Origin of the sequence: Mesorhizobium sp., assembly GCF_965229135.1 — a bacterium.
Classification (GTDB): Bacteria; Pseudomonadota; Alphaproteobacteria; order Rhizobiales; family Rhizobiaceae; genus Mesorhizobium.
Map to the genome: position 1 here is coordinate 1,277,356 of NZ_OZ245860.1, position 14,129 is coordinate 1,291,484.

At 62.5% G+C, this 14,129-nt stretch carries 14 protein-coding genes; 7 read left to right on the forward strand and 7 right to left on the reverse strand.

Annotated features, from left to right (window positions below; genetic code table 11):
* The first annotated feature begins 8 nt into the window (after positions 1-8).
* Genes ACO07C_RS06290 through ACO07C_RS06310 form a run of 5 tightly spaced genes read left to right on the forward strand, consistent with a single transcriptional unit; the run spans position 9 to position 5,522 of the window.
* A complete protein-coding gene (locus ACO07C_RS06290) occupies positions 9-1,649 on the forward strand; it encodes a N,N-dimethylformamidase beta subunit family domain-containing protein (protein WP_421913340.1) in 1,641 nt (546 codons plus the stop codon).
* 1 nt (position 1,650) lies between these two features.
* A complete protein-coding gene (locus ACO07C_RS06295) occupies positions 1,651-3,030 on the forward strand; it encodes an aspartate aminotransferase family protein (RefSeq protein WP_421913341.1) in 1,380 nt (459 codons plus the stop codon).
* A 9-nt stretch (positions 3,031-3,039) separates the two neighbouring features.
* Positions 3,040-3,969, forward strand: a complete 930-nt coding sequence (locus ACO07C_RS06300) for a 3-keto-5-aminohexanoate cleavage protein (protein ID WP_421913342.1) — start codon at positions 3,040-3,042, stop codon at positions 3,967-3,969.
* 9 nt (positions 3,970-3,978) lie between these two features.
* On the forward strand, positions 3,979-4,497 hold the full coding sequence (locus tag ACO07C_RS06305; protein WP_421913343.1) for a GNAT family N-acetyltransferase: 519 nt from the start codon (positions 3,979-3,981) through the stop codon (positions 4,495-4,497).
* On the forward strand, positions 4,494-5,522 hold the full coding sequence (locus tag ACO07C_RS06310) for a histone deacetylase family protein (protein ID WP_421913344.1): 1,029 nt from the start codon (positions 4,494-4,496) through the stop codon (positions 5,520-5,522). The genes ACO07C_RS06305 and ACO07C_RS06310 overlap by 4 nt, the downstream gene beginning before the upstream one ends.
* 15 nt (positions 5,523-5,537) lie before the next feature.
* On the opposite strand, the gene ACO07C_RS06315 is transcribed toward ACO07C_RS06310, so the two are convergent.
* From ACO07C_RS06315 to ACO07C_RS06325, 3 genes are all read right to left on the reverse strand, one after another.
* Entirely contained in the window at positions 5,538-6,803 is a 1,266-nt protein-coding gene (locus ACO07C_RS06315; protein ID WP_421913345.1) for a cysteine desulfurase-like protein, read from the reverse strand.
* Positions 6,804-6,843: 40 nt separating this feature from the next.
* Positions 6,844-7,911, reverse strand: coding sequence for an aldo/keto reductase (locus ACO07C_RS06320; protein ID WP_421913346.1), 1,068 nt, complete (start codon positions 7,909-7,911; stop codon positions 6,844-6,846).
* 118 nt (positions 7,912-8,029) lie between these two features.
* Entirely contained in the window at positions 8,030-8,488 is a 459-nt protein-coding gene (locus ACO07C_RS06325; protein WP_421913347.1) for a hypothetical protein, read from the reverse strand.
* 322 nt (positions 8,489-8,810) lie between these two features.
* Between ACO07C_RS06325 and ACO07C_RS06330 the strand changes: the two genes are divergently transcribed.
* Positions 8,811-9,065, forward strand: a complete 255-nt coding sequence (locus ACO07C_RS06330) for a hypothetical protein (protein ID WP_421917619.1) — start codon at positions 8,811-8,813, stop codon at positions 9,063-9,065.
* 45 nt (positions 9,066-9,110) lie between these two features.
* Here ACO07C_RS06330 and ACO07C_RS06335 read toward each other — a convergent pair whose 3' ends face one another.
* A complete protein-coding gene (locus ACO07C_RS06335; RefSeq protein ID WP_421913348.1) occupies positions 9,111-9,617 on the reverse strand; it encodes a DUF1993 domain-containing protein in 507 nt (168 codons plus the stop codon).
* 139 nt (positions 9,618-9,756) lie between these two features.
* On the opposite strand from ACO07C_RS06335, the gene ACO07C_RS06340 reads away from it, so the two are divergent.
* Positions 9,757-10,806, forward strand: a complete 1,050-nt coding sequence (locus ACO07C_RS06340; protein WP_421913349.1) for a DUF1176 domain-containing protein — start codon at positions 9,757-9,759, stop codon at positions 10,804-10,806.
* A gap of 30 nt (positions 10,807-10,836) precedes the next feature.
* Here the strand turns inward: ACO07C_RS06340 and ACO07C_RS06345 are convergent, their stop codons facing one another.
* The 3 genes from ACO07C_RS06345 to ACO07C_RS06355 are packed head-to-tail and all read right to left on the reverse strand — an operon-like array spanning position 10,837 to position 14,072.
* Positions 10,837-11,727 carry an alpha/beta hydrolase gene (locus ACO07C_RS06345; protein ID WP_421913350.1) on the reverse strand — a complete coding sequence of 297 codons (891 nt, stop codon included), beginning with the start codon at positions 11,725-11,727 and terminating at the stop codon, positions 10,837-10,839.
* Positions 11,728-11,760: 33 nt separating this feature from the next.
* Positions 11,761-13,371: an NTP transferase domain-containing protein gene (locus ACO07C_RS06350; protein ID WP_421913351.1), complete on the reverse strand. Its 1,611-nt coding sequence runs from the start codon at positions 13,369-13,371 to the stop codon at positions 11,761-11,763.
* Positions 13,368-14,072, reverse strand: coding sequence for an XdhC family protein (locus tag ACO07C_RS06355; RefSeq protein ID WP_421913352.1), 705 nt, complete (start codon positions 14,070-14,072; stop codon positions 13,368-13,370). Before ACO07C_RS06355 ends, ACO07C_RS06350 begins: the two co-directional genes overlap by 4 nt.
* Positions 14,073-14,129 lie beyond the last annotated feature (57 nt).

Consider the following 14,129-nt stretch of genomic DNA (forward strand, 5'->3'; position numbering starts at 1 on the left):
GCAAGACCATGATCAGCCTCCCGACAGAATTTCCCGATTTCGGGCTGACGCCCGACCAGCGACGCCAGGCCGTGCGCGGCCATTACTACGAATGGCCGGGCATGGATGGCGAGCTCGGCGAAATCTGGTGCTACACAGACCGCTTCTCGTACCGCCCCGGCGAGGCGGTGGCTCTGCATGTCAGTTCGACGGCGCGTGCCTTCAACATGACAATCATCCGCGACGGCGGTAGCGAAACGAAGCTGTTCGATAAGGGCGGCATCGCGGCGCGCTGGCAGGACAGTCCAGACCAATGTTCGGTCGAAGGCTGCGGCTGGGAATCCTCACTGGAATTCCGCGTCGGCGATGATTGGCCGTCCGGCGCCTATCGCCTGACGCTGACCGCGGATGGCCGCGACGGCACGCCGATCCAATGCCACCATATCTTCATCGTTGCGCCCCTGCCCGGCCGCAAGCCCGGCCGCGTGCTGCAAGTGGCGGCGACGGGAACCTGGCTGGCCTACAACACCTGGGGCGGCTCCAACCACTATCAGGGCATCACCGGGCCGGGCCGCAACCAGTATGCGACGTCCGTGTCGACGCAGCGCCCATGGTGCCGGGGCTTCGCGGTGCTGCCGAAGGACGCGCCGCGCGTGCCGCTGGAAGTCGCCGTACCGCCAAAGACGGTACCGCGTTATCCGCATATGGAATGGGCGTTTGCCACCGGACATTCGAAGAAATATGCCTCGTCCGGCTGGGCCAGCTACGACAGCCACTTCTTCCGCTTTGCCGAGCGCGCCGGCTACGGCGTCGATCTCATCAGTCAGCACGATCTGCATTTCTCGCCGGACATCCTCGATGGCTACGACTGCGCCATCTTCGTCGGCCATGACGAATACTGGACCTGGGAGATGCGCGATGCCGTCGACGGATACGTCGAGCGCGGCGGCCATGCGGCGCGCTTTGCCGGCAATTTCATGTGGCAAACGCGGCTGGAAGACGAAGGCCGCCGGCAGGTCTGCTACAAGTACCGCTCCCGTGCCGAAGACCCCGCCTATCGCGGCGGCGACGTGACCCGTGCCACCAATTCCTGGGAGGCGCCGGAAATCGGCCGGCCGGGTTCGGCGACCTTCGGCCTCAACGCGACCCGCGGTGTCTATGCCGGCTGGGGCGGCTGCGCGCCGCGCGGCGTGCGCGGTTTTCCTGTCTACCGGCCAGAGCATTGGGCCTTTGCCGGAACCGGCATCTATTATGGCGACCTGCTCGGCGCGGACAGCCATGCGTATGGCTACGAGGTGGATGGGCTCGATTTCGAGATACGCGGCGGCCTGCCCTACCCCACAGCGACCAGCGGCGCACCGGACGGATTGCAGGTTCTCGCGGTCGGCATGGCTAGCCAGGTCGAGGAAAGCGCCGATATCCCGATCGAGGACCAGTTCCTCACCGACGAAGACGGCCGCTTCACCGCCGAAACGCTGTTTGGCGAGGCGACCGATGCCAATCTCGACAAGGTCAAGCGCGGCAACGGCATGATCGTCAACTTCCCGCGCGGCAAGGGCGAAGTGTTCCACGCCGGAAGCTGCGAATGGGTTGCCGGCCTGCTAAGACAAGACCCGATGGTCGAACGCGTCACCCAGAATGTCCTTGATCGCTACCTTGGAAAGTCCTGACATGTCGAAGACCCACACTGCCACTCCAGACATAGAGCCTCGGCGCGAATCGCATCTGTTCTATCTGTCCAGCCTGCGCCGGCCGCTGATCGACCGCGCCGAGGGCATCTACATGTGGACGCAGGACGGCCGCCGCTTCATCGACGGGTCGAGCGGACCGATGGTCGCCAATATCGGTCATTCCAACCGCAATGTGCTCGATGCCATGAAGCGGCAGATGGACCGGGCCACCTTCGCCTACCGCCTGCATTTCGAGAACGAGCCGGCGGAAGAGCTGGCTCGAGAGCTCGCGGGCAAGCTGCCGGAAGGCATGGACCGCATCTTCTTCGTCTCCGGCGGATCCGAAGCGACGGAATCCTGCATCAAGCTGGCGAGGCAATGGGCTGTCGCCACCGGCCAAAACAGTCGCTGGAAGGTCATCACGCGCTTTCCCTCCTACCATGGCGGCACGCTGGGTTCGCTGTCGATCACCGGCGACGATGCCCTGGCCGAAAGCTTTACGCCGATGATGCGGGTGATGCCGACAGTGCCGGCGCCAACCGCCTGGCGCGACCGCGATAATCTTTCGATGGAGCAGCGCGGCATCCGCTACGCCGACATGCTTGAGGAAAAGATTCTCGCCGAAGGGCCGGAAAGCGTGGTCGCCTTCATCATGGAGCCGATCGGCGGCGCGGCGACCGCGGCCCTGGTCGCGCCGGACAGCTATTATGCGCGCATCCGAGAGATCTGCGACCGCTACGGCATCCTGTTGATCCACGATGAAGTGATGAGCGGCGCCGGACGCACCGGCAAATTCCTCGGCGGCGACCATTGGAACTGCAAGCCCGACATCGTCGCGCTGTCGAAGGGGTTGGGCTCGGGCTATGCGCCGCTCGGCGCCCTTGCAGCTCCCATGCGGCTGGTGAAGCCGTTGCTCGCTTCGGGTGGCTTCCAACACGGGCACACCTACGCTGGCAATCCGCTGGCCTGCGCCGCCGGCCTTGCCGTTCTCGGTGAAATGGACAGGCTCGACCTGATCGCCAATGCGGCGGCCATGGGCGATGTCCTGATGGATGGGTTGAAGGGGCTGGCGAAGCGGTTCCCCTTCATTGCGGATGTGCGCGGCAAGGGCTTGCTCACCGGGGCCGAGATGGTCGCCGATCCCGAGACGCTGCGACCGATCGACCAGAACAAGAAGGCTACGCAAAGGCTGCTCGACCTCGCCTATGAACGCGGGCTGATCATCTATGGCCGCAGGGTCAAGGGCGGCGTCGACGGCGACAATTTCATGGTCGCGCCGCCGATGATCGTGACCAGGGAGCAGGTCGGCGAGATCGTCTCCATCATCGGCGACTCGCTGCAGGCGCTCGCCTCTGAACTCTACCTTCCAGTCGAGGGCTGAGGAGAAAAAATGGCACCGCGAAAAGTCATCATCACCTGCGCCGTCACCGGCTCGGTGCACACGCCGTCGATGTCGCCATACCTGCCGGTGACGCCGGACCAGATCGCGGCGGACGCGATCGCGGCGGCCGAAGCAGGCGCGTCCATCCTGCATCTCCATGCCCGCGACCCAAAGGACGGACGGCCGACCGCCGACCCGGACGTCTACATGCAGTTCCTGCCGCGCATCAAGCAGGCGACATCAGCGGTGATCAACATCACCACCGGCGGCTCATCGCTGATGACGCTTGACCAGCGGCTGGCGGCGCCGTTGCGGGCCAAGCCCGAAATGTGTTCGCTCAACATGGGCTCGATGAATTTCGCGCTTTTCCCGATGCTCGACAAGCCGAGGGAGTGGCAGCACGAGTGGGAGCCGAAGCTGCTTGAAGCCACGCGCGACACCATTTTCAAGAACACTTTCGCCGACATGGAAGGCGTGCTCGAAAAGTTGGGCGAAGGCTGCGGCACGCGCTTCGAGTTTGAATGCTATGATGTCGGCCACCTCTATTCGCTGGCGCATTTCCGCGACCGTGGTCTGGTGTCGGGACCGCTGTTCATCCAGTTCGTACTGGGCATTCTTGGCGGCATCGGCGCCGATCCGGACAACCTCATCCACATGAAGCGAATCGCCGACAAGCTGTTTGGCGACAGCTACCAGTTCTCCGTTCTGGCCGCTGGCCGTCATCAGATGCCTCTGATCTCGATTGCCGCCGCGATGGGCGGCAATGTCCGCGTCGGGCTGGAAGACAGTCTCTATGACGGCCGCCAGCTGGCGAAATCCAACGCCGATCAGGTGCGCCGCATCCGTGGCATTCTCGATGGACTGTCACTGGAAGTTGCCACGCCCACCGAAGCGCGCGAGATGCTGGCGCTCAAGGGCGGCGACCGGGTAGCGTTTTGAGATACAACCGTGACCAATACAGCCTCCAATGATGTCCTGATCCGGCCCGGCCGGATCGACGACGTCGAAACGATCCACGCGGCGATCCTGAAACTCGGTACCCATATTGGCGCGCCAGAGGAAATCATCTCGACGCCCGGCGACCTCAGAACCTACGGCTTCGGCGAAAAGCCAGCCTTTTCAACGCTGATTGCCGAAGTCGGCGGCGAGTTTGCCGGCCTGTGCCTGCATTTCCCGATCTTCTCGACATGGATGGGACGGCCCGGCGTCTATGTGCAGGACCTCTATGTCGAGAACCGGTTTCGTGGCCGCAAGATCGGCGAACGCCTGTTGCGCGCAGTCGCGGCACAGTGCCGGAAGGAAGGCGGCGTTTATCTGCGGCTGTCGGTCGATACCGACAATGAGGGCGCCAAGGCTTTTTATGAAAGGCTGGGCATCGGCTGGTCGAGCTACGAGCAGACACAAAAGATCATAGGCGATGCCTTCTTTGCCTTCGCCGACGCCCCGGACAATGGAGAGCGGGAATGAAAGCCTTCTACGCCGAGGAACAGAAGCGACACGATCCCAAGGCTTTTCTTTCAAGCGGTGCACCGCAGCCCAATCCGGAAAAACCCGAGCGAATCGAACGATTGTTCGCCGGCGCAAAATCCGCGGGCTGCGCGATCGAGCGGCCGCGCAATCATGGGCTTGGCCCAGTCTCGGCTGTCCATACGCCCGAATATCTCGACTTCCTGGAGCACATTTTCACGCGCTGGCAGCGCATCGAAGGCGCTTCGGCCGAAGTGATCCCGAACATCCACCCGATCGCTCGCAACGGCTCCTATCCAGCCTCCGCTGTCGGCCAGGCCGGCTATCACATGGCCGATACGGCTTGCCCGATCTCGGGCGAAACATGGCAAAGCGCGTTGTGGAGTGCCTGGAGCGCTGTCGAGGCGGCGGAAGCCGTGATGTCGGGCGCGCCTGCCGCCTATGCGCTCTGCCGGCCGCCGGGTCATCACGCCTTCTCTGATGTGGCCGGAGGCTTCTGCTTCATCAACAATTCGGCGGTCGCGGCACAGACGCTACGCAGAGCGGCGGCGCGGGTGGCGATCCTCGATGTAGACCTGCATCACGGCAACGGCACGCAAGGGATTTTCTATGCCCGTCCGGACGTGCTCACCGTCTCGCTGCATGCCGACCCCGTGCGCTTCTACCCATTCTTCTGGGGCCATGCCGACGAACGCGGTGAAGGACCCGGCCTCGGTTATAATTTCAACCTGCCCTTGCCTCGTAAATCCGCCGATGCAGCGTTCCTGGAGGCACTTGGGACGGCTTTCCAGCGCATCCGGGCCTTTTCACCCGATGCGCTGGTCGTGGCACTCGGCCTCGACGCGTTCGAGGGCGACCCGTTTGGCGGGCTTTCGGTGACGACGCCCGGCTTCTCGCGCATTGGCGAAGCCATAGCCAAACTCGGCATGCCGACGGTCATCGTCCAGGAAGGAGGCTACCTCTGCGACGAGCTCGGCGACAACCTCACCGCGTTCCTCACCGGTTTCGGCGGCAAGGCGCGGTGACGATTCAGGCTGGCTTCAGGAGCGCTGCTGCCTGAGCATGGCGATCACCCGATGCACGCTCTCCAGCGTCTCGTCGATTTCGGCTGACGTGTTGTAGTGGGCGATACCGATGCGCACGACACCATGCTCGGCCGGAATGCCGAGTTGGTGGACGATCTCCCAGGCGTAGTTGTGCCCGGACCACAGGAAGATGTTTTCGGCGTTCATCTGCCGCACGATCGTTTCCGGCACGATGCCCTCCACGGTGAAAGACACCGTTGGCACGCGCTCATCGACCCGCTTCGGATCGGTGATGCCATGGATGGTCAGTCCTGAAATGTCGGACAGGCCGTCGATCAGCCTTTGCGCCAACGGGTTTTCGTAGGCGATCGACACTTCGAACGCCCTGGCGATCTTCTGCCTTCGCGAACCGCCCTCTCCCGCAGCGGTACCGAGATCGGCGAAGTAGTCTACGGCGGCGGTGAGACCGGCCATCAGCTCGATCTGCGGCGTGCCCAGTTCAAACCGCTCCGGCAGGCCGTTGGACGAGCAGCGGCATTTGTAGGGTTTCAGGCCATCGATGACGTCGCGACGACCCCACAATATGCCCATGTGCGGGCCGAAGAATTTATAGGCCGAGCAGATCAGGAAATCGCAACCGAGCTCTTGTACATCGACGAGGCCGTGTGGCGCGAACTGCACGGCATCGACATAGACGAGAGCGCCGGCTTTCCTGGCAATGGCGGTCAAAGCTTTCACGCGGTTGATCGAACCGGTCAGGTTGCTGGCGTAGTTCAACGCGACAAGGCGGGTCTTGTCCGAAAGCAGACCGGCCAGCGTCGCCTCTTCGACCTGCCAGGTCTTTTCGTCGAACGGCAGCCAGCGCACGATAAGGCCCAGATCCTCGGCCAGTTGCAGCCATGGCGAGACATTGCCCTCGTGGTCCATGCGGGTCAGGATGATCTCGTCGCCCGGCTTCATGGTGCGGCCGAGCGTGCGCGACATGTGATAGGTCAGCGTCGTCATGTTGGCGCCGATGATGATTTCCTGAGGGCTCTTGGCCCCAAGGAAATCGGCCATGGCCTGATGCGCCTCGTCGACAACGGCCTGCGCGGCAATCGTGGTTTCGAAATAGCCGCCAAGATTGGCGTTGGTGGTCAGCAGGCAGCGCGACACCGCGTCCGCCACTGCTTGGGGCACCTGCGTGCCGGCGGGATTGTCGAGATAGATGCGGCGGCGACCCTTGTCGGTCAGGGCAAGTGCCGGAAATTTCCCGCGTACGGTGTCGATCTGAAATGTCATGTTTCCCCCTCGATCAATTCTGTTTTTGTGCCGCTTTGCCTCAAGGGCACGGATTGCCGACGCGCTGGTGGATGGCGTCGACCGCTTTCTGCATCTCCTCGGTCCAGACAACGTCCGCCGAAGACAGCGCCATGTCGAGTTGCGCGATGCTGGTGGCGCCGACGATGTTCGACGTCACGAATGGGCGGCTCGACACATAGGCGTTGGCAAACAGGGCCGGCGCCATGCCGAAGGAGCGCGCCAGTTCGTTGTACTCGAGCAGCGCTTGCGCCGCATTGGGCGTCTCGTAGCGCTGGCCGCGATTGAACAATTGCGAGCGCGAGCCCTGCGGTCGCGCGCCATGGTCGTATTTTCCGGTCAGATAGCCCTGCGCCAGCGGCGAATAGGCGAGCAGCGACACCTCTTCGCGCTCGCAGACCTCGGCAAGGTTCACCTCGAAGGTGCGGTTGACGAGATTGTAGGCATTCTGGATCGAGGCAACGCGAGGACCGCCCCCTTTGTCGCTTTCCGCCAGGAACCGCATCACGCCCCATGAACTCTCGTTCGACAGGCCAAAATGACGGATCTTGCCGACCTTCACCAGGTCCTCGAACACCGCAAGCGTCTCGGCAATCGGTGTCTCGTCGGCCGGCGCCCCGACGGAATCGGCGCGCGGCGCTATGGCGCCTACGCGTGTCGGATTGGCACCCCAGGGAATGTCCCGTTCCGGCCAGTGGATCTGGTAGAGATCGAGATAGTCGGTGCCTAGCTTGGCAAGGGATTTGTCGATGGCGTCAAGGATATCGGCGCGCACCAGTTGCGACGGCCTGTCGCCGCGAAACCAGGTATTGGCCGTGCGGCCGACGACCTTGGAAGCCAGGATGACCTTGTCGCGGTTGCCCTTGGTCTTCATCCAGCTGCCGATGATCTTCTCGGTTCGCCCCTGTGTCTCGGCCTTGGGCGGGATCGGGTAGAGCTCGGCGGTGTCGATGAAATTGACGCCGCGCGAAAAGGCCAGATCCATCTGGGCATGCCCTTCCGCTTCCGTGTTCTGCTGCCCCCAGGTCATCGAACCCAGGCAAATCTGGGTGACAAGGAGATCTGTCCGACCGAGACGGCGTTTGTGCATGGGATATTCTCCGACGGGGAATCTTGGGCGCGACTGCGCGGGAGGGAACCCGAGCATACGCGAAAGCCCGGACCTTCTCCAAGCCGGAAACCTCCGGATTCCAGCGAACCTGGAAGTTTTAGCGCCTTGCGCCGGCCAGAGCCCGCCGCTTGGCCTCGTCGATCAGCATGTTGGCCACCTGCATACGGATCATCGCGCGCTGGCGCAGATGCGGGGCGACACGATCGGGATGGTTCGAAAAGGCGAAGCTGCGGCGAATGCGGCTGAAATCAGCCGCCTGTTTCGGCTGGTTGAGGCCAAGTTCGACAGCGATCGATTCGGGATCGATCGGCGGCAGTTTCTCCTCGGGCTTCGCTTCTTCGCCGATGAGGGTCAGCTTTGCATGATCAAGCAGTGCCGCGAACTCGCTTGCGAGATCGGCGCCCGATTCCCGATACTCGGCGGTGAAGGTATCGCCCGAAACCTTGATGCGGCCGGAGTGCAGTTCGTCTGCCACCGAAAGATAGTCGAAGGGAATGGAAGGACGAGCACCCACCTCTTCGCCCCTATCGTAAACGACGAATAGATCGTCGAGCAACGAAGCGAAATCCCGCTTGGCGCTGGTACCGATGTCAGCCTCCCCCTGTCACAAGTCCGTGCATCGAAGATCCACACCCGAACATATAGGACCGGCTCGTTAAAAATGAATGCCAATCATCTTGAGAGTTTGGCCATTTCCTCGGCGAGATGAGCACCCCAGATAAAAAGCCGGACTGCACTTTCATGCAGTCCGGAATTCGCCAGGAGTGGCGAGGAAAAACCGGCCATGTGCCAGCGTCTAAGCATACGGTCCGTACGCGGCAGAAGTTTCGTTTGGACACTAAAATAAAGTCGAAAAAAATCGGCAAGGCATGGCAGCCATGCAAATGCTGCACTGCACAATTGTCACGATTCACCTATATTCGGGCTCGGGAGGACCAACAAAAGGAGCCTGTATCGTGGGGTTCTTCACTGAAATGTTCGCCCGCCCGCGCCCGCAAGAGCATCTGCGTTATCGCTCGGCTCTTGCGCTGCTTCACTCCATGAGCAGTGCCGACCGTGCAGACATCGGCATAAAGCCGGCCGATTTCCCGCGCATCGCTCGCGAAATGTCCCTGCGCCAAGGCGTCAGGTAGCGTTAGGTCTCCCGGCAGAACCGGGAAACCTTGATATGTCTGTCTTCAACGCGCGCCAAGGAACGTCGCCTTGCCCAACGGCACACCGTTGTGGCGCAGGATGTCGTAGGCCGTGGTCAGGTGGAAATAGAAGTTGGGCATGGCCAGGTGCAGCAGGTACTGCATGCCGCTCATCGACATTTCGCGCCCGCCAAGCTTCAGTTCGATCATCCTATCGTCCGAGCCATCGATATCGGCTGCTGAAAATGTCGCCAGAAGCGCAACTGTCTTGGCGATGCGCGCTTCCAGATCAGCGAAGCTCGCTTCGTTGTCCTCATATTTCGGCACCTCACGCCCCGCCAGCCGCGACGGCGCGCCCTTGGCATGGTCGGTCGCGATCTGGACCTGCCTAGTCAGCGCGTACATGTCGGGCGCCAGCCGCGAGGTCAAGAACACCTGGGGGTCGATCTTGCGTTCGACCGCATTCTGTTCGGCCGTCACCAACACGGTGGAAAGTGCCTTCAGCCGGGCCGAAAACACCGGCACGGACGCCTCATACATCGATATCGTCAATTGAATTCTCCCTGTGGGCTGGAACGCCAGGTGGGACGTAGCGCCTTCCCTTCCGATTTTTCAAGCAGGGGAAATTCGGCGCGTCACCGCGTCGCCGCAATCCCCGTGGTAGAATCTCGCATCAGGTGGAGATTGCCTTATGAAACGTTCCCTCTTCGCAGCGACCGCTGTTTGCTCCCTCGCGGCGATCAGCCCGATCGCACATGCCGCCGATGCCCCCTATGTCGACGACAGGACAGATGCCGCAGCCGTAGTCCGTTCGCTCTACAGCGCGATCAACCGGCATGAATTCTCTCGCGCCTGGAGCTATTTTGGCGAAACAAAGCCGGCTAAAGACTTTGATACCTTCGCGAAGGGCTACGACGGCACTGAAGCGGTCGAGGTCAAGACCGGCGCCGTATCCGAGGATGGGGCGGCCGGAAGCGTTTTCTACAGCGTCCCTGTAGCCATCCGAGCCAAAGCCAAGGATGGCAGCGAAAAGGTCTTTGCCGGCTGCTACACGGTGCGTCAGGTCAACGCGCAGATCCAGGAGCCGCCGTTCGACCCTATCCACATCGACAAGGGCGAACTGAAGCCCGCGACAGCCGCTTTCGACGATGCCGTGCCGGCAAGCTGCGGCAATGGTCCGCCCCCGCCGAAAAAGGACGCAATGCTGGATCAAGCCAAGAAGGCATTTGCCGCCGCCTATGGCGAACAATGCGACAAGACAATGCCCGGCGGCGACCCTCGCGGAGAGCCGGATGCCTACAGCCTTCACTACAAGGATGCGGGTGCGGCGGCCAGCGATCCCGACCGCGAGACACGATTGTTCCACTTCTTCTGCTCGATGGCCGCCTACAATGAAAGCTCGGTATACTATATCGCCGACGATGTCGCGGGTGTGCGGCAGTTGCAGTTCGCCGCGCCGACGCTCGATATTCGCTATGAAAACAACAACAGCGAAGGCAAGGTGCAGGCGATCAACATCATCGGCTTCCAGACCGACGACCAGGCAGTCAATTCGACATATGACGACGCCACCAAGACCATCACGTCCTTCACCAAATGGCGTGGCGTGGGCGATGCTTCGTCAACGGGTACCTATCTGTTCCGAAACGGCACTTTCTCGCTTGTGCAGTACGACGTCGACGCGTCCTACGACGGTGAGGTCAACCCGCAGACGATCCTCGACTACAACAGCGCGCCCTGAGGCCGCCACCACTGTACGACCGACAGACTGTCACGGCGCTTTCGACAGCATCCAGTTGAGCGTACCGCGCCAATCGGTCATGCGGATCGGCGTGCCGTGGGTACCCGTCTCGAAACGGACGAAACGGGTCGGATAGGTCTTGGACTTCTTCAGGATGGAGCGGAAAAAAGCCTCCTGGTTCGCCACCGGAAAAACCACGTCATGGCTGCCCTGGCCGAAGAAGACCGGCACACGGCGCCTGAAGGCCGGGCTGGAGAAGAAAGTCTCATCCCATAGCGAGCCAAGCAGCAGCAGCCCATTGATGCGCCCGCCCGTGTCCTTGCGGGCCGCAAGTTTCCAGCAAAGTGCGCCGCCCATCGAGCCGCAAGCGACGAAGATCTTGGCGCCCGGCGATTGTCCGGCATAGTGGTCGATCAGCGCCGCCACCTGTGCGGCGCCGGCGTCGCCGAAATCGGGGAAATCAGGGGACAGATAGAGACCGTCATTCTCGGCCATCAGATTCTTGAGGCGATTGAAGTTGCCGCCGAAGGTGAAGTCGTCAACGCCCTGTTTGCGGCTGCCGCCCTGCCCGTGCAGGTACAGGACGATGATGCCGGCGCCCTCTGTCTTGCCGACGGCGACGTGTTTGACATCGCCTACATCCGTCTTCAGGGACAGGTCCTGCTGCACCTTGCGCACGCCAGTGTCGGTATATTGCGCATGCACGCGCCGCTCGGGAACCTCGTCGCGAGCGTTGATGTCGCGCATTTCCCGATAGTCGAAGACCGTGTATGCGCCGTTGTCACCCGACGAGAGCGTGGCCGGATAGGCGAAGAGATCATCCTTGAAGGGTTTGAGCGTCAGCGTCTGACTTTGGGCGGCGGACGACAGCAACGCTGTCGCGGCGGCAAGGACGCAGAAAGATCGGAGGCGAAAGAACATGCTTGCAGGCATGCGTAATTCGACTTGGGTTTGTCAATCCTGCAGCACGCCGCCGGCGTCTTCCAGCGCCTGGCGGGTGTCGACATCGACAGCCGCGCCCTCGCCGATCTCGACATCGATGACCTCGAGCCCTCCGGCCTCGACAAGATGGCGCGCACCGGTATCGCCCTCGAGATGAGCCATCGCGGAAAACAGCGAGCGGGGCAGCAGAACCGGGTTGCCGCGGCGACCGTCGTGAGCCGCGCGAACAACCGAAACTCCCCCGGCCTTGCGGAATGCATCGATCAGCCTGTCGAGATCGGCCGAAGAAACGCCCGGCATGTCACCGAGGACGATCATGGCACCAGCGACATCGCCACCTACATGGGCAAGGCCCGCCTTCAGCGATGTCGACAGGCCCTCTGCGAAGTCCGGATTGTCGGCGAAGGTGAGATCGAGCCCAGACAGCGCGGCGCGCACGCGCTCGCGTTGATGACCTGTAACGACAACCGTGCCTGACGCCTTCGAGCCAAGCGCTCGCTCGGCGGTACGGCGAACCAGCGGCTTGCCGTCGAACAGCGCCATCAGCTTGTTCGGCCCGCCCATGCGACTGGAACGACCGGCGGCCAGAAGCACGATGTCAACATTGAGTGGGGCCTTGGTCGGCAGCGGTTCGCGCGGCTGTGGCCGGGTCGGGATCTCCATCAACAGCCCGCCGACCCCCATGCCGGCAATATCCTTGGCCGTAACGTCGAGACCCGCAATCAGCCGGTCCAGCACCCAGTCGAAGCCGTTTTCCTTGGGGCTGCGGGCACATCCGGGCGCGCCGATGACGCGCTTGCCGGCAAGCGTTCCCAGCACCAGAAGATTGCCGGGATCAACGGGCATGCCGGCGCGAACGATAGTGCCGCCGGCCTTCTCGATCGCTGCCGGAACGACATCGTGGAAATCGCTCATCGCGGATGCGCCGAAGATGACGACCATGTCGTTGTCGGCAGCCAGCGAAGCCACGGCTTGAGCAACCGGCTCGATCTCGTGCGGCGTCCGTCGCTCCGTCGTCAGCCGACCGCCCGAACGCGCCAGCCGGGCTTCGGTGACGCGCAGCGTCTTGTCGAGCACGCTGGACTTGATGCCGGGCAGAACCGTCTGGATGACGCCGACCCGAACCGGCTGATAGGCGTTGACGGCGAAAATCTCCCCGCTGCCGCAGATCGTTGTCACGGCATCGACCAGCGAAGACGCGACAGCAAAGGGAATGATCTTCACGGTCGCGACCATCTGGCCGTTTTCGACCGGGGCATGTTGGGCCAGGGTGGCGATGGTGATGGTCGCATCGACGGCGTTGATGGCATCGATCATCGTGGCGTCGACGGTGAAGATTCCAGACGCCTTGGCGTAAAGATTGACTCGGCCAGTCGCCGCGGCGTTCGCCTCGACGTTGCGATGGACCATGCTTTCGGCAATTTTCTGCGCGGCGGCGTCCTCGCCCAAATCATCGGCGTCGAGCACAGCCGCGACGATCCGCGAAACACCGGAAGCCTTCAGCAGGGCGACATCGGACGCGCTCAGCCTGTGCGCCTTGCGATAGCGCCGTTCACCCGCGCTGGTGGCATGAGCCAGCACGGCTCCCTCGGCCGCCTCTATGGGGATCTGACCAAATTTCACGCCGCCACGCCTTTGGCCTGGAGACCGCGCGCACGAAAGGCGTGCACAACCTGCGCCAGCACCGCGACGGCGATCTCGGCCGGGCTGGCGGCACCGATGTCGAGGCCGATCGGCGCGTGGATGCGAGCGATCTGCTCTGCAGTGGCGCCCAACCCAAGCAGGCGTTCCACGCGCTTTGCATGGGTTTTACGGCTGCCGAGCGCCCCGACGTAGAAACAATTGGCGTCGAGCGCCGCCTTCAGCGCGAAATCGTCGATCTTGGGATCATGGGTGACGGCGGCCAGCGCCGTGTAGCTGTCGAGCGGCTCGCGCTTCAGCACATCCTCGGGCCATTCGGCATGCAGTGCCACGCCGGGAAAGCGGTCGGGCGTGGCGAAGGCGGTGCGCGGATCGATGATCTCGACAGGATAGCCGGCGATCTTCGCCATCGGTGCCAAAGCCTGGCTGATATGGACGGCGCCGATCACCATCAGGCGCGGCTGCGGCAGATGCGCGTTGAGGAAAAAGGTGCGTCCCTCGGCTTCGACCGAACCCGAATTGCCGGTGCGAAACGCCTTGGATATCGCGGCCCCCAGATCGCCGGCGACATGGTCGCCTTCGCGCACGATACGATCGCGGCCATCGCCGAGATCGGTGACCAGAACCGCCGCGCGACGGGCGCGGCGTTCGACATTCAGTGTCTTGAGCGCGTACGGATCCATTGGAAATTCTCTTTTTTGAGCATGATCTTATCCAAAAACCGGTTCCCACTTTTTGGG